21 protein-coding genes and 1 other RNA gene are annotated in these 25,549 nt (G+C 43.4%); 12 read left to right on the top strand and 10 right to left on the bottom strand.

Annotated elements, in window-relative coordinates; translation table 11 throughout:
- Nucleotide 1: 1 nt before the first annotated feature.
- Both JJQ94_RS19835 and JJQ94_RS19830 read right to left on the bottom strand, forming a co-directional pair.
- Nucleotides 2-1,363, bottom strand: a complete 1,362-nt coding sequence (locus JJQ94_RS19835; protein ID WP_099030094.1) for an ATP-binding protein — start codon at nt 1,361-1,363, stop codon at nt 2-4.
- A gap of 3 nt (nt 1,364-1,366) precedes the next feature.
- On the bottom strand, nt 1,367-2,053 hold the full coding sequence (locus JJQ94_RS19830; protein ID WP_069023059.1) for a response regulator: 687 nt from the start codon (nt 2,051-2,053) through the stop codon (nt 1,367-1,369).
- A gap of 207 nt (nt 2,054-2,260) precedes the next feature.
- Between JJQ94_RS19830 and JJQ94_RS19825 the strand changes: the two genes are divergently transcribed.
- Both JJQ94_RS19825 and JJQ94_RS19820 read left to right on the top strand, forming a co-directional pair.
- Nucleotides 2,261-2,722: a Spy/CpxP family protein refolding chaperone gene (locus JJQ94_RS19825; protein ID WP_099030095.1), complete on the top strand. Its 462-nt coding sequence runs from the start codon at nt 2,261-2,263 to the stop codon at nt 2,720-2,722.
- A gap of 368 nt (nt 2,723-3,090) precedes the next feature.
- Nucleotides 3,091-3,399 carry a helix-turn-helix domain-containing protein gene (locus JJQ94_RS19820; protein ID WP_099030096.1) on the top strand — a complete coding sequence of 103 codons (309 nt, stop codon included), beginning with the start codon at nt 3,091-3,093 and terminating at the stop codon, nt 3,397-3,399.
- Between the two features lie 83 nt (nt 3,400-3,482).
- Here the strand turns inward: JJQ94_RS19820 and yacG are convergent, their stop codons facing one another.
- Complete coding sequence (gene yacG, locus JJQ94_RS19815) at nt 3,483-3,725, bottom strand: DNA gyrase inhibitor YacG (protein WP_099030201.1); 243 nt, start codon at nt 3,723-3,725, stop codon at nt 3,483-3,485.
- A gap of 155 nt (nt 3,726-3,880) precedes the next feature.
- Between yacG and JJQ94_RS19810 the strand changes: the two genes are divergently transcribed.
- A complete protein-coding gene (locus tag JJQ94_RS19810) occupies nt 3,881-6,211 on the top strand; it encodes an ATP-binding protein (RefSeq protein WP_099030097.1) in 2,331 nt (776 codons plus the stop codon).
- A gap of 79 nt (nt 6,212-6,290) precedes the next feature.
- The gene (locus JJQ94_RS19805) at nt 6,291-6,740 is read left to right on the top strand and encodes a response regulator (RefSeq protein WP_010372351.1); all 450 of its coding nucleotides are present in this window, start codon (nt 6,291-6,293) and stop codon (nt 6,738-6,740) included.
- A 46-nt stretch (nt 6,741-6,786) separates the two neighbouring features.
- Here the strand turns inward: JJQ94_RS19805 and JJQ94_RS19800 are convergent, their stop codons facing one another.
- The 4 genes from JJQ94_RS19800 to rapA all read right to left on the bottom strand — a co-directional run bounded on the left by JJQ94_RS19800 (nt 6,787) and on the right by rapA (nt 12,674).
- Nucleotides 6,787-8,145 (bottom strand): L-cystine transporter, encoded by a 1,359-nt coding sequence (locus tag JJQ94_RS19800; RefSeq protein WP_099030098.1) that lies wholly within the window; start codon nt 8,143-8,145, stop codon nt 6,787-6,789.
- Between the two features lie 494 nt (nt 8,146-8,639).
- Nucleotides 8,640-8,822: non-coding RNA, 6S RNA (gene ssrS / locus JJQ94_RS19795), on the bottom strand.
- 197 nt (nt 8,823-9,019) lie between these two features.
- Entirely contained in the window at nt 9,020-9,673 is a 654-nt protein-coding gene (gene rluA / locus JJQ94_RS19790; RefSeq protein WP_172439927.1) for a bifunctional tRNA pseudouridine(32) synthase/23S rRNA pseudouridine(746) synthase RluA, read from the bottom strand.
- A gap of 103 nt (nt 9,674-9,776) precedes the next feature.
- A complete protein-coding gene (gene rapA, locus JJQ94_RS19785) occupies nt 9,777-12,674 on the bottom strand; it encodes an RNA polymerase-associated protein RapA (protein ID WP_099030100.1) in 2,898 nt (965 codons plus the stop codon).
- On the opposite strand from rapA, the gene JJQ94_RS19780 reads away from it, so the two are divergent.
- The 4 genes from JJQ94_RS19780 (at nt 12,673) to JJQ94_RS19765 (ending at nt 19,045) form a co-directional block, all read left to right on the top strand.
- Nucleotides 12,673-12,879, top strand: coding sequence for a hypothetical protein (locus JJQ94_RS19780; protein ID WP_099030101.1), 207 nt, complete (start codon nt 12,673-12,675; stop codon nt 12,877-12,879). The two genes, rapA and JJQ94_RS19780, sit on opposite strands and share 2 nt — an antisense overlap.
- 89 nt (nt 12,880-12,968) lie before the next feature.
- Nucleotides 12,969-14,369 (top strand): PhoH family protein, encoded by a 1,401-nt coding sequence (locus JJQ94_RS19775; protein WP_010372335.1) that lies wholly within the window; start codon nt 12,969-12,971, stop codon nt 14,367-14,369.
- A 122-nt stretch (nt 14,370-14,491) separates the two neighbouring features.
- Complete coding sequence (locus tag JJQ94_RS19770; protein WP_236596525.1) at nt 14,492-18,133, top strand: hybrid sensor histidine kinase/response regulator; 3,642 nt, start codon at nt 14,492-14,494, stop codon at nt 18,131-18,133.
- Nucleotides 18,134-18,142: 9 nt separating this feature from the next.
- On the top strand, nt 18,143-19,045 hold the full coding sequence (locus tag JJQ94_RS19765; RefSeq protein WP_099030103.1) for a GGDEF domain-containing response regulator: 903 nt from the start codon (nt 18,143-18,145) through the stop codon (nt 19,043-19,045).
- A 68-nt stretch (nt 19,046-19,113) separates the two neighbouring features.
- Here JJQ94_RS19765 and JJQ94_RS19760 read toward each other — a convergent pair whose 3' ends face one another.
- A complete protein-coding gene (locus tag JJQ94_RS19760; RefSeq protein ID WP_010372325.1) occupies nt 19,114-19,494 on the bottom strand; it encodes a DUF3192 domain-containing protein in 381 nt (126 codons plus the stop codon).
- Between the two features lie 198 nt (nt 19,495-19,692).
- Nucleotides 19,693-20,640 carry a D-2-hydroxyacid dehydrogenase gene (locus JJQ94_RS19755; RefSeq protein ID WP_099030104.1) on the bottom strand — a complete coding sequence of 316 codons (948 nt, stop codon included), beginning with the start codon at nt 20,638-20,640 and terminating at the stop codon, nt 19,693-19,695.
- Between the two features lie 91 nt (nt 20,641-20,731).
- Here JJQ94_RS19755 and zntR point away from each other — a divergent pair, with 91 nt between their 5' ends.
- The 3 genes from zntR to JJQ94_RS19740 all read left to right on the top strand — a co-directional run bounded on the left by zntR (nt 20,732) and on the right by JJQ94_RS19740 (nt 23,668).
- A complete protein-coding gene (gene zntR / locus JJQ94_RS19750) occupies nt 20,732-21,139 on the top strand; it encodes a Zn(2+)-responsive transcriptional regulator (RefSeq protein ID WP_010606066.1) in 408 nt (135 codons plus the stop codon).
- A complete protein-coding gene (locus JJQ94_RS19745) occupies nt 21,132-22,406 on the top strand; it encodes an SO_0444 family Cu/Zn efflux transporter (protein WP_099030105.1) in 1,275 nt (424 codons plus the stop codon). The genes zntR and JJQ94_RS19745 overlap by 8 nt, the downstream gene beginning before the upstream one ends.
- A 167-nt stretch (nt 22,407-22,573) precedes the next feature.
- Entirely contained in the window at nt 22,574-23,668 is a 1,095-nt protein-coding gene (locus tag JJQ94_RS19740) for a 1-acyl-sn-glycerol-3-phosphate acyltransferase (protein WP_099030106.1), read from the top strand.
- A gap of 51 nt (nt 23,669-23,719) precedes the next feature.
- Here the strand turns inward: JJQ94_RS19740 and JJQ94_RS19735 are convergent, their stop codons facing one another.
- Nucleotides 23,720-24,262, bottom strand: a complete 543-nt coding sequence (locus JJQ94_RS19735; RefSeq protein WP_099030107.1) for a GNAT family N-acetyltransferase — start codon at nt 24,260-24,262, stop codon at nt 23,720-23,722.
- A 137-nt stretch (nt 24,263-24,399) separates the two neighbouring features.
- On the opposite strand from JJQ94_RS19735, the gene JJQ94_RS19730 reads away from it, so the two are divergent.
- Nucleotides 24,400-25,065 (top strand): tRNA-uridine aminocarboxypropyltransferase, encoded by a 666-nt coding sequence (locus JJQ94_RS19730; RefSeq protein ID WP_099030108.1) that lies wholly within the window; start codon nt 24,400-24,402, stop codon nt 25,063-25,065.
- Nucleotides 25,066-25,549 lie beyond the last annotated feature (484 nt).

Below are 25,549 nucleotides of genomic sequence, written 5' to 3'. Positions count from 1 at the left end.
GCTACCTGTGTAATGGAATTCGAATGCTGACTTGCAAACCTACATTATTATTAAATTCGATATGGGCGTCATGTACTTTTAACGCGTGCTGCGCAATGGCAAGACCCAGCCCAAACCCGCCCATTTGATTTTTGGTTGGCGTACGTGCGCTGGACACTCTGAAAAATGGAATACAAAGCTTGTCGAGCATATCTTCACTTACGCCTTTACCATCATCACTGATAGTGCATAGCAACTGATTACTATCGCTCTCAATATCGACATTAATACGGTTAGTCGCATACTTAATCGCGTTACGAATAATGTTTTCGAATGCGCGGTTAAGTAGCATTGGGTCGCCATAAAGTGTTGCCTCGGGTAGTGCTGTGACGACAAGGTTCTTCCCTAATTGTTGTGCTTCAAACAATGCATCTTCCAATATCGGGTCGAGCAGTTCATTGAGCTTAATTATTTGCTTATCGATTGGCACTTGATCCGCTTCGAGCTTAGATAAATGCAAAATATCGCTGAGCATATTTTCAACTAACTGAGCTTCACGCTCAATACGCTCGATATAACTTTGGCTTTGCGCTGTGGCATGGCCAGCAGCGAGGCCTGTGGCCATTTGCAAGCGGGTGAGCGGTGAGCGTAGTTCATGGGATATATCAGCAAGCAAGCGTTTTTGGTTGTTAACCAGAGACTCTAATTTATCAGCCATCAAGTTAAAATCATGACCCAGTTGACCGAGCTCGTCTTGGCGCTTGGTATTTATATCGGCTCTGCTCGACAATTCTCCACGAGAAAGTTTTGCTGCGGCTTTTTGTAGCTCTTTAATTGGCGACAATAGATCTCGAGTAAACCAAAAACACAGTAACAAGCTTGCGCCCAGCACGACCGCGATTTTTACCCAAAGCGGTAGAGTTCTTAATTTGATGAGCGCACTTGGAGTATGGTTTTCAAAAATTAAATATAGACGATAGCTTTCACCTTGAAGTGTAAGCTCTAGGGGGCCAAAAGCCTTGTACTCAGGAGTAAAAATAGCGGCCGGCTTGGCATCTTCGGTAAAACTGAGTAAATCTAAATTCAGCGTCTTTATATTGGGATCGGCGGCAACGCTTTTTTCGGCATCGCGATGGCTCAAATAGATATTTCGCGCCTTTCTTTTACGCAGTTTGGCGACCTTATTCAGCTCAAAATTAGGACGCTCGCTTGCGCGTATTAACGCTTTTTCTAATTGTTTTAGATTTTGCAGCATGGGTTTTGAGATGCGGTGAGTCTCTACAACATCAGGTTGTAGCATGCTGATCCCGAGCAGCAGCAACATAGTGGCAATGATAGTGAGCCAAAACCAGGCAAAAACCTTAACAAGTAAGTACCGCTTCATTCATTACGCCTTTAGAAAAATATAGCCAGCGCCGCGGATCGTTTTGATATAAGTGTGCTCACTTAAGGCGGCAATTTTCTTGCGAACGTTAGAGACATGCATATCAATAGAGCGATCATAAGGCACTAGTGGCCGGCCTAGTACTTGTCGCGAAATAGTCTGCTTGTCGACCACTTCTCCTGCGGTTCTGACCAGCAAGAGTAGCACCTCGTATTCGGTGCCCGTCAGTGACAGCACTTCGCCATTAACAGTAGCGCTTCTCGAAGCTACATCTAAACGCAGCTGGTGGATAGTAAAGGTATCATCCGGGCTGTGTTGCTTATAATGATCGACGCGACGCGTAATGGCTTTAACGCGCGCGAGTAGCTCGCGGTGGTTAAACGGTTTTGGAATATAATCGTCAGCACCTAGCTCCAAACCAAAGATGCGGTCAAAGTCATCGCCTTTTGCCGTTAACATAATAACGGGTGTCATCTTCTGGACACGTAACGCTTTTAGTACTTCAAAACCATCCATTTCAGGAAGCATTACGTCTAATAATATCAGATCGAAATTTTGCTTTAATGCCAGCTGTAAACCTTCAGTTCCTGTGTGGGCCATCGCCACTTCAAAGCCTTCTGCAGTAAAGTATTCTTTTAACAGGCTGCAAAGTTCTTGGTCGTCATCAATAAGTAAAATGGAATGTTTCATTGTCATACTTAGTCCAGCATTGTTGATTGGCGTCGGCCTGAATAGTTCGGCTCTAGCATATTACACCTTACTTCAACGCCTTATGTAAATTGCCTTTGCTTTTTTTTGCAAAGCACTGACAAAACTTTACCTCTGTCTGACGTTCCTTTTCTTTGTGCTTGCTAAATTTGGAAGTGACAAAGCAATGGCGAACAAGGAGCCAATACCATGAAATTACTATCTACTTTAGCATTAGTTACAGCACTTGGCGTATCGACTTTCAGCTTCACTGCAAACGCGGGCCCGATGAGCGGGCAGCTTGAGCATTCAGCAAGGTTGCTACTATCAGATAAAGGCCAGAAGTTATTAGAGTTGACAGAAGCGCAGCAAGGCCAACTAAAGACAATTTATGCGGATTACAAAACTGCCAAAAAAGCGCTAAAAGAAAGCGGAAAAGAAGCACATTCAGCTTATCGTGAAGAAATGAAAGCACTTATGGCAGCCCCAACCTTTGATAAGGTTCAAGCGCAACTTTTACTGGAAAAAGGCCAAGATAAAAAGCAAGCGTGGGCGCTACTTTCAATGGAAACTCGCCACAAGGTATTCCATGTATTGAGTGAAGAGCAGCGCGATAAGCTTCAAGCACTTAAATCACGTCGTAGTCACAAAGGCCATAAAAAAGCAGATTAAGTCTTTCCAACTTAGCCCTAACCTCCACGGTAAGGGCTTTATCATTTTTCAGTCACTGTCACCTTCCTGTAAAATGAGAGCTTGTACTCCAGATTGATGTAAAGAACCGACTCCTTGGAATCAATGTACAAAATATTACAACTGTTTGTACTGCTTTAAGTTACATGTTGATAACATGTTTGCGTTGTGGTATTTTTCGATTAAGAGTACATCTAGCAAGTCTGCGGACAACTCTTTTTGAAATAGTGTCGAATTGAAAAATTCTTAATTTACGCGCACAAACTTTCCAATAACTTTTGTTTTCTTCAGAGTAACTAAGGGTATTCTTTGTTGTTGGCTGTTTGTTACTAGGTATCACTGAGGGAGACATGCAGACACCTGAAGAATACGAGGTGACACTTAGGATCCGAGAACTGCTAAAAGAACTCAAAAAGCGTAAAGGCTATACTAAAAAAACCATTAGCCAAAAGCTCGGAATAGGTCTCACCACACTAGACGACTATCTTAACGGAACAAGCTCATTTCGCTTAGGTACCTTAATTAAATTGTCGGAAATTTGCCGGATCCAATTAAGTGATATTTTAGAAGGTGCGGGGCATATAGCTAAAACCTATCAAAATGAGGTGAGAAACACAGGGCAAAAGACGGAACAAGATCAAACGGAAATAGAGCGCTAGTACAATCCGCCGAGTTTGAATTGCTTGTCTTGCCAAACAAGTTGCTAATGAGAGGGAAAGGCCGAGGAAATCGGCCCACAGGTTTATTCTTTAAAAAAGCTGTTGTCGTTTTTTGCCAGCATCGCTTCTATATCTTCAATCAAACTTTCCGCATCTTGAGGCGTGAGCTCACCGCTTTTCATCGGTGTTGAAATCGTATTTGATTCGTCAGACCAATCACCTAAATCAATTAATTGACAGCGTTTTGAGCAAAACGGGCGAAATGGGCTTTTATCAGACCATTCAACAGCCTGTTGGCAGGTTGGACACTTTACTGTGGTTGTCATCATTCACTTACTTTCTACTTCCTAATTGCATAAGTCTAATCGCATTTAATTGCTTTGTGAACCGAGTGCTTACTTACTCTGTTGCTTGCATACTAGGTGGGGACCCGTGATAGGATGAGATTGCGAGGTAAATTAAGGAAAAAGGTGTACAAAAGGTGGAGAAGTTCGAAGCAACATTAGACAACTGTCATAAAGAGCCAATTCATATTCCAGGTTCAATTCAGCCGCATGGCTATTTATTGCTATTCGACACCAACACATTAACACTACGCTATTTTAGCGAAAACTTTGCCGCACTTGTAGGACTTGAGCCTAGTGCTTTGGTCAATACTTATGCTGAAACGATTTTTGCGTCTCCATTTTCTGAGCTGCTTGCCAGCAACTGTAACTCCTCTGATATCCATCGTTTGAATCCGATGACAGCCAGCATAAAAACCAAGGACTCAAAATGCATTGAATTCTCCGTAGTAGCAAGTCAAAACGAAGCTGGGCTCATTTTAGAACTTGAGCAAAACACGGCGCATGGCGTTGAAATCAATCATTCAATGCAACACCTTATGAAGCATTCGTTGTCTAGTATGGTGGATTCTCAGTCGTTACAGGCTTCGTACGAGATGGCCGTGGAGGAAATTAGAGAGTTAACGCGGTTTGACAGGGTGATGCTGTATAAATTTGACCATGAGTATAATGGTGAGGTGGTTGCAGAAGCTAAACGAGGTGGACTTAACTCCTTTCTACATCAACATTTTCCTGAGTCTGATATTCCAAAACAAGCAAGAGCGCTGTATCTAAGGAATCCGATCCGCTTGCTTGCTGATGTTGATGGCGAAAATTCACCGCTTTATCCGCAAGATAAGCCAATTGATTTAAGTGCCTGTATTTTACGTAGTGTTTCGCCTATTCATTGTCAGTATTTACGCAATATGGGCGTTCAGGCAACTATGTCCATTAGTATTATTGTCGCGGGCAAGTTGTGGGGATTGATTGCCTGCCACCACTACGAAAAGCATATAGTTCCATTTAACACCCGTGAAGTCGCCCAGTATATGGGGGTGATGTTATCTTACTTAATTTCTCTTAAAACCTCCTCTTTAGAAGCAATGGCTGAAGCCAATGCACTGGCCTTAAGCTCTTCAGTAACAGAGCGCATGGCAAAAGAAATCTTTTTTGTTGATGGGCTGCGCTACGAATCCGCGGCATTACAAGAGATGATGAAAGCTACAGGTGTCGCGTGGCGCGTTGAAAATGATTTGGAATGCTACGGGCAAACTCCCGCAAAGGCGGATATTGAGAGTATTTACCGTTGGCTTGCAGAGCATCAACTTGGGGACGACTCCATTTTTTATTGCCATAATTTAGGTGAGCTTAACGAAGCATTTAAAGCCTTTGCGAAAACCGCGAGTGGGGTGCTATTGATGCCACTTTCAGCGGATGCTAATCACTTCATCATGTGGTTTAGAAAGGAAGTTATTCAAACCAAAAATTGGGGAGGGAAACCTGAAAAATCCATTGAGTTTTTGGATGATGGTAGCCATCGTTTAATGCCACGTAGTTCGTTTAAGTTATGGGTCGAGAATGTGAAGTGCAAATCTCACCCTTGGACGGAAGCCGAAGTAAGTTGTGCATTGAAGTTTCGTAATACCTTGGTAAATTATGTGCTGGCTAAATCTGAGCGATATAAAAAGCTTAATGCAATTCTAGAGCAAAAAGTTACCAAGCGTACCGAAGCGTTGGAAAATGAGATCACTTCGCGCCGTACTGCTGAGCAATTACTGACGATAGCACTTGGAAAAGCACATGAGTCGAATCAAGAGCTGGAGCGTTTTGCATTTTTAGCGTCCCATGATCTGCAAGAACCGCTCAGAAAAATTCAAATGTTCGGCGATCGGATCCAGTGTTCTGCAGAGGGGCTAAATGATAGACATGCCTCTTATCTTAAGCGCATGATGGATTCTGCTGAGCGAATGCAAAAGTTGATAAAAGGATTATTAAGCTTTTCACGGATTGATCGTAAAGGTGAGTCATTTAGATCATTTGATGGCGATAATGCGTTAGCTGAAACCTTACAGGATCTTGAGTTAGTGATTAAAGAATCAAATGCACAAGTGGATACCACAGGGCTTGGTGATGTATTTGGAGACCGCAGACAGTTGCAACGCGTGCTGCTAAACTTAATCAATAATGGGATTAAATTTAGTGCGCCAGAAAGAGCACCACGAGTCTCGATTAGCAGCGAACGTAAAGCAAATGAACTGATTGTTGCCGTTAAGGATAACGGGATTGGTTTTGATCCCGAATTTAGTGAGCAAATCTTCAATCTTTTTGAAAGATTACATGGTCGTAGCGCATATGCCGGTACTGGGCTTGGGCTTGCTATTTGTAAAAAAATCGTCGAAAGACATCATGGTCGCATATGGGTCGAAACGGAAGTGGGGCAAGGCTCTACTTTCTATTTTAGTTTGCCAATTTCAGCGCAAGAGAGTTAACTTAGCTGTAGAGCCATTGATGCGGTTCTGATATCAGCATACAAACTCGAGGTTTAATGCGAGTTTAAGGAGAGTGTGTATGGTCCATCATCATGATTTAATTAAACAGCTTCACTCTGTGAACTATATCTTAGTTGCAGATGATGATTTCGACGACCAAGAATTAATCCGTGATGCATTTGAAGACAACGGCGTGATGGAGGCTAAGTTACAATTTGTAAGTGATGGCGTTGAGTTGATTGAAAAACTCAATAGCACCGAGCTATTACCTAGCCTTATTATTCTTGATTTAAATATGCCACGAAAAAGCGGTAAAGATGTATTAGCTGAGATGCGTGGGGCTGCAAACCTTAAGCATATTCCGGTTATTATGTTCAGTACATCGGACTCTGAGCTAGATATAAAGCAGTGTTACTTGCTTGGGGCGAATTCTTATATGACCAAACCTTCCCAATATCATGAGCTGGTGGATTCAATGAAGTCCTTGCTGTCTTTTTGGCTTGGCACTGCAAAGCTCGTGATTGATTAAAAGTGAAGGGCCAGAATAACTAACTGGCCCTTAAGCTGTCATAGCACTATATCGCTTCGTTATTGTGCTTTTGCTTTAACAAGCGACTTGTCACTGTACCTGCGGTCATTGAGCCCGATACATTGAGTGCCGTTCTTGCCATATCAATTAATGGCTCAATAGAAATAAGCAGCGCAGCAATTGTCACTGGTAGTCCCATCGCAGGTAATACCACCAGCGCCGCGAAAGTGGCACCGCCTCCAACACCCGCAATACCAAACGAGCTAATTGCAACCATAGCCACTAAAGAGACAATAAAGTCGAGTGCGAACGGGTCAATTCCTACCGTTGGCGCAACCATTACAGCAAGCATTGCAGGATAAATGCCAGCGCAGCCATTTTGTCCGATTGTCGCACCAAACGATGCAGAAAGGTTTGCAATCGCAGGGGGAACATTAAGCTTGTGGATCTGCGCTTCAACGTTCAATGGGATGGTTGCTGCAGAGCTTCGTGAGGTGAAAGCAAAAGTTAAAACAGGCCAAATTTTTTGGAAGAAATGCTTTGGGTTTTCACCAACCAAAGTAACTAACAAACCATGCACCAAAAACATCAGTAAAATGGCAACGTAAGAGGCAATAATAAAACCGAGTAAGCTAATAATGTCAGCCATGCTAGATGTGGCGATCACTTTGGCCATCAAGCCAGCTACACCATAGGGCGTGAGGGCGATGATCATACGTACTAATCTCAGCACAACTGCCTGTGTGCCTTCAACTGCATTTTTTATTGGGCTACTTAAGTCTGACTCTTCCAAGATGGCTCTGCGAGCAGCAATACCAGTTAATACACCAAAAATCACCACGGCGATAATCGAGGTAGAACGCTCGCCAGTTAAGTCAGCAAACGGATTGGTTGGTACAAAGCTAAGCAGCATTTGTGGAATGGTTAAATCGGCAACGGCTGTTGCGCGTTCTTCAAGTACCGCTATTCTGGCAGTTTCGCGTGCACCTTCGACTAAACCTTCAGCGCTTAAACCAAATGCTTGAGTGATAAAAATACCAATGAGCGCCGCAATGGCCGTGGTAAAAACTAAAATTGCGATGGTGACAAACGAGATTTTTCCAAGAGAGCCTTGATTATCTAATTTTACGACCGCGGCAATCATAGAAACTAAGACCAATGGCATGATGACCATTTTGAGAAGATTGACATAGCCGCTACCAACAATCGCAACCCAATCTAGTACAGTCTGTTTGGTGATTAAGTCACCTGAGAAAACAAATTGTAGGGCGAGTCCAAATAGGCTACCCGCAACTAAGCCTAATAATACTGTTCGTGACAGGGTTTCGGAGCGCTGTTGAAAGCGGTAAAGACCGAAAAGTATGGCAATAAAAACCGCCAACGCGGCGATAACAGCAAAAGACATCAGAATACCTTTCGAAATATATGAAAATAACGCGCTACTATAGAGGTTTTGTTGATTGGTCTAAAATATTCTTTGACTATGGAATAGAACAAAAGGTTATCAATAAAAATGAAAGTTTTTGATGGTTTTTCCTTCCATATAAAGATGTCTTGTAGTGAGTTGGTACTAACTAGTAATAAGCAAGAACACTGAGATATGAGCGTAGCTTGCAATAATCCTTCGTAGCAGCGAGTTTATCTCGCGACTCTTTTCTAGAGTTTATCTCGCGACTCTTTTCTAGAGTTTATCTCGCGACTCTTTTCTAGAGTTTATCTCGCGACTCTTTTCTAGAGTTTATCTCGCGACTCTTTTCTAGCGTTTATCTCGCGATTTCTTTTGCCTTGCGGCGTTAACTAAGTGGCCGCTTTTATAGTATGGAGTTGGAGATGTGGTTTATTGAGTATGTGTAAAAGCGAGTTAGCTCTGAAGCAATGACAAGTGTAGAGTGGGAAAGATTGTTCCCCGGCTTCGCGGATGCCGATGTCAGCCCTTGAACCCTGAGGTTCAAGGCGGAGAGCAACAGCCTACCGTAGGCTTCTCGGTACATGCCGAGCATGCTCAATAGTAAACAAACTGCTATCCTGAAAGAAATTTATCGGCTCAGGGACTTAATCAGCTGTCCTACGAGCTAGGGAACAATTACAGTATATAAAACATCTGCCGATCACGAAACCATAGTAATGCAATTTATGTGTTAACCGCGTGCTTTTTACTCGCTTTGTTTAGTGACTAAGCAAACGTTAATCTGAGCGTTAGCTGGCAACGCTAAATTTGCTTAATTTTTCGAAGACCACAGTTTCTAAACCGTTTCTAACTAACAGAGTAATCAGGTTACTTAGAAAGGAACTGCTGCAGTAAAGGTCATCATCTCAGCGGTTGTTGGATGTGAAATTTGCAGCATCTCTGCATGCAACTGTAGACGTGAAGCCGCCGTTAACGCCTCTCCCGTAGCGTATAGTCTATCACCTAGGATAACGTGTCCAAGCGAAAGCATATGTACTCTGAGTTGATGAGAGCGTCCTGTGATGGGAGTTAGCTTGACGCGTGTTGCTTGTGCTTCATATTCCATGACTTCAAAATGCGTTAATGAAGGTTTCCCGCTCTCATGACAAACCATTTGCTTAGGGCGGTTAGGCCAATCACACACCAGCGGTAAATCAACAGAACCCGTTTGCTGTTGTAATTTGCCATGAACTCGGGCGATGTAGTGTTTGTGGGTTAACCGGTCTTGAAATTGAATGCTCAGATGGCGATGCGCTGCTTTATTCATAGCAAGGCACAGTACGCCGGATGTTGCCATATCAAGGCGATGCACAATTCTTGCCGTAGGGTAGACAAAATTCACTCTGGCGATAGCGCTGTCCCAATGCTTTGGATCTTTACCAGGTACGGTGAGTAACCCGCTTGGTTTGTTGATCACCAACATATCTTCATCTTGGTACAAAATATCAAGATAGGGAGAAAGGGGGGGAGCGTAATTTAGTAACACCAGCTGCCTCAGCATGAACAGAACGAAGCCGCGTATTATATATGAGTTGCTAAGTGAGCGGTAGCGAGAAAGAGAGCCGCAGCTCTCTTTCGGTGTGGGAGATTTACTGGTTTGCAACCACAATTAAACGAATCGCATCCAATTTAAGCTGCGCTTTTTCAATGTGTGTGCTCAGCTCAGCTCTTTGTTTATCAAATACTTGAACTTCTTCATCACGGATGTTCGGATTGATAGCCTTAAGTGCTTGCAAACGACCTTGCTCATCACCTAATTGCTTTTGCATTTTATCCATCGCGCTGGCTTGAATGCTTTCAAGTTGAGTTTGTGCAATATCGCCAGCTTGAGTAATAAGTGGGTGAATAGCGCTTTGTAGCGCATTAACTAGCTTACTGCCGGTTTGTCTGCCAACGGCAGAAAGCTGTTGATTGAATGCATCAAACGCCACGTTTTGCGCTAAGTCATTGCCACCTTTATCCATTAGGACGCGAATTGGAGTTGGCGGTAAAAAGCGGCCCACTTGAAGAGACTTAGGCGCAGAAGCTTCTGCAACGAAGATCATTTCAACAAAGAAAGTACCGACAGGTAACTTGTTATTTTTAAGCAGTGCCACTGATGCACAACCAAAGTCATCGTTACAGATCATATCCATTACGCCGCTGACCATGGGGTGATCCCAGCTGATGAAATGCGCGTCTTCTTGTGACAGTGAGGTGTTACGGTCAAAAGTCACTGTGATGCCATCGTCTTTCAAACAAGGGAAAGAAGGGTTAAGCATGTGCTCGGTAGGTTTGAGAATAATCGTATTCTCGCCTTTGTCTTCTTGGTTAACACCAAAAGTATCAAACACATTAATCATAAACGCAGGCAAAATTACGTCGTTATCAAGTGCTTCAAGTTCAGCAACGATATTATCTGTTTTACCTTGGCCACTTGAGTGAAGCTCAAGTAGGCGGTCTCGACCTTGCTCCATCTTTGTGCGCAGCTGTGCGTTTTCTTTTGCGGCTTGCTCCAATAGAGGATCTAATTCGTCTTCGTCACAGTTGTGTTCAGCGATCAGCGCTAACAAATCATCAGAGAAAGACTTATACAGCATTTGCCCTGTGGTGCTAGTGGTTTCGAACGCATCTAAGCCCTCGTGATACCAACGTAGTAATACTTCCTGTGCAGTACTTTCAAAGTAAGGCACGTGAATATTGATGTCGTGCTTTTGGCCAATACGGTCAAGACGACCAATACGTTGCTCAAGTAAGTCAGGGTTAAGTGGTAGGTCAAATAGCACCAAATGATGTGAGAACTGGAAGTTACGACCTTCAGAGCCAATTTCAGAGCAGAGCAATACTTGCGCGCTATCATATTCATCAGCAAAAAACGCTGCCGCGCGGTCGCGCTCAATGATAGACATGCCTTCGTGGAACACTGCCGCTTTAATTGCTTCGCGCTCACGTAACACTTGTTCAAGGCTAATTGCGGTTTCCGCTTTGGCACAAATAAGCAGTACTTTTTCGTGCTTTAACTCTTTTAATTTAGCAATCAACCACTCAACGCGCGGGTCAAACTGCGCCCAGCTGCTTCCTTCACCTTCAAACTCTTGGAAGATTTTTTCTGGGAACAAAGCACGCATCGCGTTAAATTCAGGACTTTGAATACCACCAATGTTACCCATTACCGCCATTGCTGTTTTGTATTGCTTTGGTAAAGGTACTGGGTATTGATGTAACAAACGACTTGGGTAGCCATCAATGCCACTGCGGCTATTTCTAAATAGAATACGGCCAGTACCATGACGGTCTAGTAACATGGACAAGATTTCAGCTTTGGCGTCGCTATCGCCACTTTGTGCCTTAGCAAGTAGCTCAGAAATATCGGTTTCTTTTAGCAGTGTACAAAGTGTTTGCTCTTCTTTTGCGTCTAACTTTTTGTCTTGTAGTAGGTTGTTCGCTGCTTCTGCGACTTCTTTATAATGACTTTCTTCTTCAACAAACACGTCGTAGTCGTAGAAGCGGTCTGGATCGAGTAGCTGTAAACGCGCAAAGTGACTGCGGTGACCCAATTGGTCAGGTGTTGCAGTCAACAAGATAAGTCCAGGAATATCTTGAGAAAGCTCAGCAATACGTTGATATTCAGTGCTTGGCTTTTCCTTAGTGACCGTCAGGTGGTGTGCTTCATCGACAATCAGTAGATCCCAATCAGCGAGTGTGGCTTGTTCAAACCAGCGGCGCTTTTTGGTAATAAACTCTAGGCTAACCAGTACTAGTTGTTCTGTTTCGAATACATTCGGTGCATCTGCATAAGCTTCGCTACAACGCTCTTCGTCAAAGATCGAAAAATGTAGGTTAAAGCGGCGTAGCATCTCTACAAGCCATTGGTGTTGTAAGTTCTCTGGAACCACGATCAACACACGGTTGGCACGACCAGAGAGAATTTGCTGGTGTAAAATCATGCCCGCTTCAATGGTTTTACCTAGGCCCACTTCATCAGACAGAAGTACGCGAGGTGCAAAGCGCTTACCGACTTCATCGGCGATATACAGCTGGTGTGGAATAAGGCTAGCGCGTTGACCTATCAACCCTTTAAGGTGAGATTGTTCTTTATCAAACTGGTGTTGCCAAGTTTGATAGCGCAGTGTGTAGCGATCAAAACGGTCGATTTGGCCTGCAAATAGACGATCTTGAGGTTTATTGAACTTGAGGAAGTGATCAAGAAAGGTCTCTTTGAATGAAGTCTCTTCTTCATTATCAACTCGAGTACCATGATAGCAAAATAGTCCATTTTGCTCTTCCACGCTGTCAACACGTAGTTCCCACTCTTCAACATGGCGGATCACATCGCCTGGGTTGAATACAACTCGAGTTACAGGCGCTTCCTGTACTGAGTAAACACGGTTTTCTCCGCTAGCGGGAAATAAAATAGTCACTTGACGCCCCTCAAGTGCCACTATTGTACCCAATCCCAAATCTGATTCCGTATCACTGATCCAGCGCTGACCTAAGGAAAAATTCATGGTTATCTCGTCTATGCAGAAAAAAGGCGGCTATGTTACCTATTCATGTCGGTTTGTTCAATACACAACAGTGACTCAAGCCTTTATTTATCAAGTGCTGGCGCTTTTTCTATTTAGTTGGCATGGCAATCGCCAACTAGTTGTTTTTTATCAATATGCAAGTTGGATTTTCTACTGTCATAAAAGCGACTTTTGTGACAAATAGACTAAACTTGAACTATACCCAAAACATAATCGGTCACTACGTTGTGTATTGGGTATAGCATAATAATCTGTAAACAACAGGAATGCGCTATGGTAAAACAAGACAAAGACCATAAAGTGTACGTGCTCGACACCAACGTACTTCTCCATGAACCGCTCGCTTACCTTTCCTTCCAAGAACACGATGTTGTTATTCCCATGACTGTCCTTGAAGAACTCGATCACATTAAAGATCGAAAGAGTGATGTAAGCCGAGACGCAAGAGTTGCCATTCGTGGGTTAGATGATGTGCTTCGCGATGCAACACCAGAGCAAATGTTAGAGGGGGTAGCGCTACCAACATTGAGAATTGAAAGTCACCGAACGCCCAGTTCAGGTAAATTAATTATTGTAAACGATCACCTGTTTCCTGATTCCATCTCCGGGTTACCCGGCAACGAAAATGACCACCGCATTATTAATTGTGCGGTACATTTGCAAACTCAGTACAGCGACAAAAAAGTGGTGCTGGTTACCAAAGACATCAACATGCGACTAAAAGCGAAAGGCGCTGGACTCAAGTATGTTGAAGACTATCGTACCGATCAACTGATTGACGACATTGCGCTGTTAACCAGTGGCTTTAAAAAGGTTGAAGGCGATTTTTGGCAAAATGTTGGTGAGTGTCAAACGCAGCAGGAAGGGCGATACACGGTTCATGATGTGCCAAAATCACTCGTACCAGATGTGTTCTGTAATGAGTATCTGATAGACGATACTAATCACTTCGCAGCTCGGGTTGTGGGTTACGACTCTGAGCACATTCGATTAAAAGACTTAGGCGTTGAACGTTTGATGCACCGTCAAGCATGGGGAGTGAAACCGAAAAATATCAACCAAGGTATGGCGCTGGATGCATTATTAGATACTGACATTGAACTGGTGATACTAACCGGGCCTGCGGGGTGCGGAAAAACCTTATTGGCGCTTGCCAGTGCGCTTGAAATGATCATCGAAAAAGGGATTTACGATAAGGTAATTGTGACGCGAAATACGCCTGAAATTGCAGAGAGCATCGGCTTTTTACCTGGCACGGAAGAAGAGAAAATGGCCCCTTGGCTTGCGGCAATCACAGATACCTTAGAAGTGCTCCACAAACACGATGAAAGCCCCGTGACTAGCCGTAACTATATTATGGAAAAGGCGAACATTCAGTTCAAATCGGTAAACTTTATGCGTGGCCGAAGTATTCAAAATGCGGTCGTTATTTTAGATGAGAGCCAAAACTTAACGGCATCACAGTTAAAAACCATCATCACTCGCTGCGGTGAGGGAACCAAATTAATTTGTACGGGAAACCTCGCCCAGATTGATAGTAATTATCTCACCCCAGTGACATCAGGGTTAACCTATATTGTCGAGCGCTTTAAAGACTTTGAAGGTAGCGCTACCATTAACTTAAACGGTGTAGTACGAAGCCGCTTGGCAAGTTTTGCTGAAGAAAATTTATAACTTGCCTTGAGCCGACTGGCTCGTTACTCTTTTGCTAACACTGTGTGCAAACGGGAACGAGCCAGTAAATGGATGCGACAAAAGAATTTTTACCACTAAAAAGTTACCGAAAGGGAATTTTAGTGGCGGTAATAATACCCATCCTACTTGTCCTCGTCTTAGCTTACCATCTCTATCAAATTAAACTCGAACGCCAGTACAAAGTACGTTTTGGTCAGTATGAATATGTTTCTCAGCAGCTGAAACAAGAGTTTTATGCTGCACATGTTGTTCTTGATAGTATCGCCGTTAACCTAGCGCAGCCCATTTCTTTTCAAAAGCCACCAGAGTGGTTAGAAGATATAGAGCAACACCCTGAACATTATTATCATGCGTTACCAAACAATGGTGGAGAGATTGTTGGTCGTGGGCAAGTCAGTGAAGCGCTTTTTGCCACTAAACGATGGCAAACCGTATTGTCGCTTAATACCGCTTTTGATGCCGCGCTCGCGTTGCAAGGTGGATTGTATGCGGTCGCATACATAGAAGATGACGGCTTTGCGTATGTAAAGCGTCGAGAAGCCTCAAGCAGCCACTTCATCACGCGGCTAGTTCAAGGTAAGTTCGAACCCGACTTTAGCTTGGGCAATATAGTCGTTGGTCCACCCGTGAAGTTTTTCGATAGACAAATGTTCGCGCTCGGTAAGAAACTATCAACGGTGGATAACGCTCATGTATTGATGATCTATGATAGCGATATTATTGATAGGTGGTTGTTAAACATCGGCTCCTTAGAGGGTACGATGGAATTTAAAAACCAAAGTGATGAGATTATCGCGGGGGAACGCTATGATCACGACCACGATGGGCTTGTAAATTCATCAGCACCTTGGCAGTATGGACTGCACTTTATTGCAAAACCCGCCAAAGAGCCTATCAGTTTAAACTATCATGAAAGCTATGAGCAGTTTGCCGCTCCGCTACAGCGGGAGATCTTGCTCGAACTTGCACTATTACTGTTTTTTATTCTTTTTACCTTTGTGACTATTGTGTGGTTAAGCGGACAAATATTTGTCCGACCTTTAAAGCATTTTGTGAATTATCTATCTTTGCAAGAGCATACACCACAAGCCACTTTAAACTATCCCATTCCCTCAGAATGGCAACCTTGGTTTATACAAATCAAGCAGGTGGTGGAGCAAAAATCGCGCTTAATGCATGCCCTTAAGCAACATAATCAAGAACTCGATGACGAAATTAAGCGAAAACAACAGGCATTAAAGCAAAGCTTTGAGGCAAAAGAGCGTCAAGCGGCTTTACTTAATGCAGTGCTTGACTCTGTACCCGATATTATCTATTTCAAAAATATAGACGGTTCATTCATAGGCTGTAATCGCGCGTTTGAAGAGTTTATGGGGGTTGATAAGTCGGATTTGGTTGCGAAAACACAACCTGAAGTGACATCTGGATTAACCATATTACTTGAGCAAGAAGCGGCGATGGAGCGCTCGCAAGAACAAGTGGCAACTAACTTTGTCCTTGGGGCGAATACCTACTTTTTGACTATCACGCCATTGAAATCGGAAACTGGAAAGCTCATCGGTTGTTTGGGGGTTGCGAGAGATATTACCGCTGCACAAGAGGCATATAATGCCCTAAGAGACTCTGAAGAAAACTTTAGGGCAGCGACTGAGTTTGCACCTAATGGCGTTATTTTAGCTGCGATTAGCGGTAAAATTTTGGAGATGAACAAGGCTGCCAAACGTTACTTGTCACTTGATAAGAATACGGGAGAAAAGCAGCTGGAACGCCTGTTTGATGAACAAAACTGGCAAGAGCTAAAGCCTGTCTTGGCTGGGCTATTAAAGGAGCAAAAGAAAGTCGTTGAACACATGATTTCACAGTCGGGTAAGCACCGCTGGTTACAATTGAGTATTTCTTTAGTTTGGGATAAAAATAAGCGCCCTAAGTATTACGTGATCCATATTCAAAATATCACTGGTCTGCTGTTAGCGAAGCAAGATGCTGAGCGCGCAACGCTTGCAAAAAGCCGCTTTATCGCGAATATCAGCCATGAAATTAGAACGCCAATTAATGCCATATTAGGTCTGGCGGATATGATCAAAAGTGAGGCGCTGACTCGAGTTCAGAATAAAAAATTACAGCAGCTTTCTGGGGCTGCAAATGAGCTGCTTACCATGCTCAACAGTATTTTAGAGTTTGCCAAAGTAGAAAGTCATCAAGGCACAATTCAATACGAGACATTTCAAACCTGCCATGTATTTACCACGATAGAATCACTGATTAAGCCTTTATGTATACAAAAAGGTTTGGAATTTGAGTTACAGGTCGGCCCTCAAGTTTGGCCTTACCTTTACAGTGATGAAGATAAGGTAAAGCAAATCTTAGTAAACCTGCTTGGTAACGCCGTAAAGTATACCAATCATGGTAAGGTTGGTTTGAAGGTAACGTTAGTTAATGATAGAGCTGCAAAACAAACCATAAAGTTTGCTGTTTGGGACACTGGAGTTGGGATCAAAGCGCAAGAGATTGAACACCTTTTTGATGCATTTACCCAAGGTGATGAAAGCTTCACACGTCGTCACGAGGGCATTGGTTTGGGGCTTGCGATTGTGAAGCAAGAAGTTGCACTCTTAGGTGGCGATATTGCGGTTAACTCAACCCCGAACGAAGGAAGCTGCTTTTTCTTCGAATTGGTGCTAGATAAAGGCGCTTGCCCAGTTGTGGATAGTCACAAAGAAGTTTATTGTCTCACCACCGAAGCGCATAGCTTACCAAGCTATTTTGCAGGTCTCGCAGAACCTTTATCTGTTGAGCGATTGCACGCGATGCATGCGATGCTCGACAAGTCTATTATTGTAATTCCACCAGAAGCAGCGCTTGACCCCGCTTATTCGCTACCTGAAAATACTGCATTACTACTACATTGTGAAGGGGAATTTCCTGAGCAAAGTAACCATATTGCGCTTAATCAAAGTGTGTTTTACCAATCAGCTTATACTTGGCTTGCTGAATTTGCCCATATGACGCAAACCGTCGACAACGTGTGTATGCAGGTTGCCGGTGCGCTTTGTTTGGTGGTCGACGATAACAACTTAAATTTAGATATTACTGAAAATATGTTGAAGCAGAATGGTATTTCTACAATAGGGCTACAAAGCGCTGAACATATTGAGGAAGTTTGCCGCTCACTGCAACCCGACATCATCCTGATGGATATCCATATGCCAAACATTGATGGCTATCAAGCGACCAAGCAGATCAGAGCCGTGTGGTCTGAAACTGAGCTACCCGTTATTGCCTTGACCGCCAATGCAAGTAAAGAAGAGCGGGCGAAAGCCACAGCCGTTGGCATGAATGATTATTTGGTAAAACCAATTAATAGCACACAGGCGTGCAAGGCATTGGCAAGTAATATTTTCCAGTCAGATAAAACAGAAGAAGCTTTTTTTGATTATGAGTTTGCTTTATCGCAAATGATGCAAAATGAAACGTTTTTGCAAACAATGTTAGATAAATTTGCTAAACTTTGCCATGATTACCTAGAACAGGTTGCTGAAATAGAGCAAGGTTCAGCATTATTTGAATTAGCACATGGAATTAAGGGCGCTGCAGCAGGTTTGGGCTTTAAGCGACTAGCGAAAGTTGCAAAAGACCTTGAAACGCAAAGCAAAACGATCACAACAATAACAAATCGCACTGACTTGGATGTGTTAACAAATGCACTTTCACAGGTGGTGTGCTTTATCGAGCTAAAAAGGTAGCGTCATAAGATGCAGCAAGCTGAGCACATTTTTATTATTGATGATGACCCAATAAATAAGATGGTCCTAAGTAATACATTAGGTGACGGCTATCGGTTATCCCATAGCACTGACACTAAGTTATGTATTGATGAACTAAAAGCAAGCAAACCAGACCTTATTATTTTAGATGTGTTAATGGCTGACGGCGCTGGATTTTCTGTTTTAGAGTGCCTAAAAAAGGATGCGAGCACTTACGGTATTCCCGTTGTCGTGATCTCCGGTAGTGTGAGCTTTAAAGATGAAGCAAGAGGTTTGGAGTTAGGGGCCGTGGATTATATTACTAAACCTTTTAACCCTTTGATTGTAAAAGCCAGAATCAAAAACCATTTAGCAATAAAAAAGAAAAATGACCTGCTAGAAAAGCTAGCCTCTATCGATGGTTTAACGGAGTTGCCCAATCGTAGATATCTAGATGAAGCTATGAAATCGGCATTAGAAAGCGCAAAAGCTGATGGCAGTGCGTTTACCGTTATGCTGGTTGAGGTGGACTATTTTAAAACGTTTAATGAGCATTATGGCTACATGCACGGTGATGATTGTTTATTTAAGGTCGCCAAAGCGCTAGAAGAAGGCGCAACCCGACGTTCTTTATTTGTTGGCCGTTTTGATGGTACTCGTTTTGCGTTGGTGCTAACTCAGCATAATATTGATGTAATTAATGAGATAGCAGAAGCGTTGCATGACTCGGTTAATGCGTTAAAAATCCCCCATATTGCCTCACCCATATGTGCTCATGTGAGCGTTAGCATTGGTGCAGTTCATATTGAAAATCACTGTAGTAGTGAGCTTAGTGAGCTGATAAAAATGGCAGATAGTGCCCTTGCCGCTGCACAAAAACAGCAAAGCACGGTATTTATTAAAGCGCTATAAATATCTAAAGCCATATGCAGGAGCGAATGCATATCCGCATTATTCACCATCCTTGGTGCGATAAAGTCTTACTGAATTTGCTTTAGGGCGTTGTCGCCAAAGCCAACAAGTTGGTTGTTTTTGAATACCAATGGCGTGCACTCATCTTTTGTTACTTTGCCGTCTGAGTGTTTACTGTTGGTTGCATAGTACAGCACTTGATAGTTGTCGCCGTCTTTTGACACCAACTCGCTAAAATCAGGGGTTGTAAACATGTCTTTTACTGATGAGTAAGACGCGCCCATTTCAAGGTTGGCAATCTTTTCACGATTTTTACGCTGTTTATGTTCCCAGTTAGACGAGTTGTATTCAGAAGCCCAACCGTGCTCTACTTCACCGTCGGATACGGCAACGATACAGCCTGATAATAGAGTAGAGCTAAGCGCAGCCACTAACATTAATTTTTTCATTGTTGTTTTCCTTTTTAATTTTGTTGCTGAGCAAATAATGCAAACAGCCATTTATTTTTTGCTTGAATCATCACAAGAGTTGCAAACTTTTTGCCAACTAATAAAGTTCATAAATATCAGTCTGTTGTTGATTTTTGAACAGTTTGTATTTGATGATTTTTACTAACATTTAGCTATATCACTCACTAAAACAATAATCTAGACCACTCGGTTTCTTGTTGTACCTGCCACAAAATTTTCAATATTAATGGCAATTTCGCTGACTAAACGTTCGATGGCTTCTTTACTCGCCCATGCCGTATGCGGCGTCAAAAGCAAGTTCTCACCTTGGTATTGAACGAGTGGATTGCTTGCTTGTGCCGGCTCTTGAGTGAGGACATCCACAGCAGCACCAGCTATTTGCTTGTTAGTTAGTGCATCCACCAACGCTTGCTCATTGACTATTCCGCCTCTTGCGGTGTTAATAAGATAAGCATGATTTGGAAGTAGGGCGAATTCAGCACTCGCAATCAGGTTTTCTGTTTCAGCGGTAAGCGGGCAGTGAATCGATACAATATCTGCAATACGCAGTGCTTCTTCAAAAGCCATTCGTCCTGCTCTAACCTCATTTACGCCTCTACGTTCGGCAACAATTACCTGAGCCCCAAATGCTTGTGCGACTTTTGCAACGGCTTCTCCTAATGTTCCATGGCCTACTATCACAAAGTTTTTGCCTGCAATTTCGTTGATGCTGTAGTCCAAACGACAAAACATGTCACTTTGCTGCCAAAGCCCTGCATGGCAGTCTTGCTGATAACGATGAATATTTGTCATTAAGTTACCAAGCATAGTAAAGGTGTGCTGCACTACAGAAGGGGTTGAATAACCAGCCACATTTGCGACCGCAATTTGATGGGCTTTTGCGGCTGCTAAGTCGATGTTGTTGACGCCTGTGGCTGCAACACAAATTAGTTGTAATTGCGGTAACGCCGCGATTGCTTCTTCAGTTAACTGTACTTTATTGGTGATGATGACTGTTGCATCTTTACAGCGCGTGATGATGTCATCTCTGGATGTGGTGTCGTAAGACGTTAATGTGCCTAGTTCGGCAATGGGGGAAAGATCGGTTCCTGCGAGAGTTTTAGCGTCTAATACCACGATTTGCATTATTTTTATCCTTTTCTTGACTTTGGAGTTAACTCCAAGGTTTATACTTGTGATGTCGACTAGGATAATCTTCAGGACTTGGGAGTGTAAAGTGGTAAAGATTGGTGAGCTGGCAAAGCGGCTTAACGTATCAACTGACACGTTAAGGTATTATGAAGCAAACGATCTCCTACACCCTTGCACAAGGAGCGAGGGCGGGTATCGGTTGTTTGATGAGCAAAGTGAAAAGCAAATGCGCTTTATTCTTCGCGCGAAGGAAGTGGGGTTTAGCCTCAAAGAAGTGCAAGACTTGCTGAAGATAAAGTTTGAAAAGCATCAGCATAGTTGCGAAGAAGTGAAAACGCTGACTATTACTAAACGGGATTTAGTGAGAGCGCGGATCGCTGAGTTACAAAAATTTGAACAATCGTTATCGACGCTAGCAGAGCAATGCTGCGGCGGTAAGGAAGCGGCAGTGAGCTGCTCGATTTTAACGGCCTTGGAGGCTATCGATGAATGAACTGATAGTAAATTTTTGGCAGCTATTTTTAGTATCTGCCCCGTGGTTACTGCTTGGCCTAATATTGGCCGGGTTACTTAATGTATTTATTCCAAAAGATTTGTTGCAAAAGCATTTAGGGAAAGAAGGGTTTTGGACGACGATAAAGGCAGCGCTGATTGGGGCACCTATGCCGCTTTGCTCTTGCGGCGTTATTCCTGCTGCGGTGGGACTGAGAAGAGCAGGGGGCTCGAAAAGTGCGACAACCGCATTTTTAGTCTCAACGCCTGAAACTGGAGTGGATTCTATCTCAGTTTCTTATGTGCTACTTGGTCCTTTTATGGCGATAATTAGGCCAATTGCGGCTGTGGTTAGTGCAATTGCGGCTGGGTTGCTCGTTGGCAGTGAGAAAGACGATAAGCCTGTGCCACTAAAGCACCTTAATACCTCAGAGGAACCAAGCGCGACTAGCGGTTGTTGTGACGCTAATCATCACCCAGAGCCAAAGCCTGCTGAAAAGCATCACAGCCATGATAGCTGTTGCGCCAGCACTAAAGTGGAAACCGCAAAAGTAAGCTCAAGCTGCTGTGCGCCTGCTGGCCCGCAATTAGCAATGGCAGGGGCGAATATGTCTTGTTGTGATACTACTGAGCCTGTCGTAACCAGTTGTTGCGATGCTTCATCAGTCACGACAAGCTGTTGTGAGCCAGCCCCCGTACCTGAAAACCAAGGGGTTTTTGGCAAAATTGTAGAAGCTGTTAAGTTCAGCTGTAATCAATTACTGTCCGACACCGCGGTTTGGCTACTTATTGGTTTATTCTTTGCTGCGTTAGTACAAACCTTTGTGCCTGAGTCTTTCTTGTCTCAGTGGGGCGACGGTATTATCGCCATGCTAGTGGTTATTCTTATCAGTATCCCAATGTATATTTGTGCAACCGCTTCAACTCCAATTGCTGCGGGTTTATTAATGGCAGGTGTGTCACCCGGTGCGGTATTGGTATTTATGCTCGCAGGTCCTGCAACTAACATCGCCACAATCGGGGTGGTTGGTAAAGAATTAGGGCGTCGTGCCGTGTTTGCCTACTTGGGCGGTGTTATCGGGGTTGCACTTATCTTTGGCTATTTAACTGATTATTTAGTCAATACTTACGGTTTTGTGGTAACGCCGATGATAGGTGAGGAACACGAAGTGCTACCACATTGGTTAACCGTATCGATGGGCGCATTATTAGCAGCACTCTTACTAAGATTAGCTATACTCAAATTAGGTAAAGTTGTTAGAAGATAAACAATTGTGGTACTTTTTACCGTATTACAATTGCATGACGCTTAAGCATTTAATGTTCCAACTTGGTATATCGCCTTGGTGGTCAGACATGAAATGCTTAGCGTCTGTTTATTTGACACGATAGAATGCGTTCCAGTATTCGTTAATCCGACAATTTGAGAAGTAGAGTGGATAAATACGCTGACATTAGACCGTATAATGATGATGAAGTAGTGCCAGCATTGGCACGTCTACTAGGTGATGATCAATTCATTGATGTGATCGCCAAATATAACCTGCCAGCTTGGTTGAATGCTTGGCCTGTGATTGCACGCCCACTCGTAAGAATGAAACTAAAAAAGAAGTGGGGCGGTTTTTGTACGATTGAACAAGTACAAGATGAAGTGGCGTACTATTTACAAATTTTAATCAATAAAACGACGTCTAAGGTGACTTATTCTGGCCTTGAAACATTAGACTCGAATACCTCGTATTTATTTATTTCAAATCACCGCGATATCGTATTAGACCCCGCGCTTGTTAACTGGGGCTTACATCAGCAGGATATGCGCACGGTGCGTATCGCTATTGGTGATAACTTACTGCAAGTACCTTATATCACTGAGCTTATGCGCCTTAATAAGAGTTTTATTGTAAAACGTTCGGCAAAGGCGCCGAAAGAAATGCTAAAAGCATTAACCCAACTTTCTGCCTATATTTTTGACTCATTGAGTGAAGGTAACTCCATTTGGATTGCGCAAAAAGAGGGGCGTGCAAAGGATGGAGTGGATCAAACCGATCCGGCACTGTTAAAGATGCTTCAGCTCAATGGTCGCAAACAGAAGCTAGATTTTTCAGATTATGTAAAGCAGCTAAGGATTGTGCCCGTTGCTATCTCCTATCAATATGAACCGTGCGCGGTTGCTAAGGCTAAAGAGCTATACCATAAAAAGCAGTTTGGCCAATATGTGAAAGCGCAAGGAGAAGACATTGCTAGCATTGTCGAAGGTTTTAGCTCAGATAAAGGCCATGTGCATATCGCATTTGGCGACCCTATCACTGCGGATGTTGAAAACCCAGATGAGCTGGCGAATGTCATTGATAAACAGATTTTAGATTTATACTATCTGCATTCAACCAATCACCTAGCTGCAGGCGATGATGCGCAAGTTAGTCCAGAAGATAAAGAGGATTTTATCTCAACGCTTGAGTCTGTACCGGAAGAGCTGAAGCAATTGGTGCTGAGTATGTATGCAGAACCACTGCGTCGCAAAGGTATTTAATAGTAGTGAGCATGCGCAACCGTGGTGTTAAGTGGTTGCGCTTTTGTTCGGTTAATTAATAACTTTATGATAATAAACGACTTCCATATCTCCTAAAATATCTTTGTGGAGCCCTTTTTTCACATAACTCATCCCAAGTTTTTTCATAATATTGATGGAGCCAAGGTTCTCTTCTTCAGCGATAGCGCTCAAGTGCGTCAAAGTAGGATTTGCTGCTATTAGGTCTGGAAGAAGATGTTGTGCGGCCTCTGTTGCAAACCCTTTGCCCCAAGAGGCTTGTTTAAAACGCCAACCGAGTTCTAAATCCTGATCGTTTCTTTGTTCTGAAAAGAAGTTAGCAGGGCGAACCAAAATCCAACCAATAAATGCCTTGTTTGGCTGCTCGAAACAGCCCCAAAGCCCCCAACCTTTGATCTCATCGGTAAACTCGGTTAAACGTGGAATATATACGGCTTTTACTTCTTCAAGTGAGTTAGTCTGACCGCCTGTGATGTATTTCATTACTTCAGGGTCGCTATCAAGATCGGCGAGCAGCTGTGCATCTTGTGGGGTGAGTAGGCGGTAACTCAGTCTTGCAGAGTCCTTTACTTGCATTTTTTACTCCTAATGAAACCCAATAAAACTTTAGAGTACAAAAGCTTATGTCATGAGTAAAGATGTTGCATAAGTTTGCGTAGACGCCAGCCGAGCGCTTTACTAAAATACGCCGGCATTTTTAGATGGGGAACAGAGTGAATAATTCAGTACTAGCGCTTAGACAGCGTCAAATCGCTGCGGCTCAACGCGAATACAAGGCAAGGGGATCAAAGCTTGCGCGTTGTGAATGCTGCTTATTAGCCACGACTCTATGTATTTGCGATAAAGTCGAAGTGGCCAAAGCAGACTGTGCAGTGTGTTTGCTTATGTATCATAATGAAAGCTTTAAGCCCTCTAACACCGGACGCTTAATTGCCGATGTGATCCCAGATAATCATGCCTTTCGTTGGGACAGAACTGAGCCTGACGCTGCGTTATTAGCGCTTCTTTCGGACAAGCAATATACACCAATAGTCGTTTTCCCAGAGCAAGGCGTGGAGCCTGAACGGGTAATTACTAAGGTGACTCGCACTGAAAATAAAACACCACTATTTATCTTTTTGGATGGCACATGGCGTGAAGCTAAGAAAATGTTCAGAAAGAGTCCCTATCTCGATAATTTACCCGTGTTATCCATCGCCCCTGAAAAGCTCTCGGATTACAAGCTTCGAGTAGCGCCGCATGAACATCAGCTCGGTACGGCAGAAGTTGCGTGTGTATTGTTTGCCGAATGCGGCGAGCAGGATGCGGCAGATAAATTAACCGCGCATTTTATCGATTTCAGAGATGCCTACTTAAAAGGTAAGCGCAGCAAACTGTAGGTCGAGATTTATCTCGACAAAAAGCCGCATTGTTTACGCTGTAGGGTGAGCAAGATGACGGTAGGTCGAGATTTATCTCGACAACACAAACATCTCGACAACACAAGCGTAATATCACACGATAGATAGGAACAAAATAAGAAGCGCGCGACCCATTGCTGAGTCGCGCTTACGGAATCTTCTAAATGCATCCTGCAAAGTTGAGTAGTTCAACGTCCTGAATCTTTCCTCTTCCATGGCATCGCTTGGTGTTCTCGTTTTGCGAATAAAGGCATCTTGCCCTGTGTCCATCTTCCTTTTACACGTCCGCTGTCTTATCCATTGCCATCCACTTGCTAAGAACAACCCCTTGTTCTAATTGTCCTTGTTTGCTACTTTCCAAAATAGCAGTGCCAATCATCACCTTGTTTTACCTTGGCACTTGGTAGCCTGAACGTGTTGCTTCAAGCTAGGTGTTGCGCTGTTAATTGCAACAATTGGCATC

Origin of the sequence: Pseudoalteromonas sp. GCY, from assembly GCF_016695175.1 — a bacterium.
GTDB lineage: Bacteria > Pseudomonadota > Gammaproteobacteria > Enterobacterales > Alteromonadaceae > Pseudoalteromonas.
This window is presented reverse-complemented; position numbering and strand designations above follow the sequence as displayed.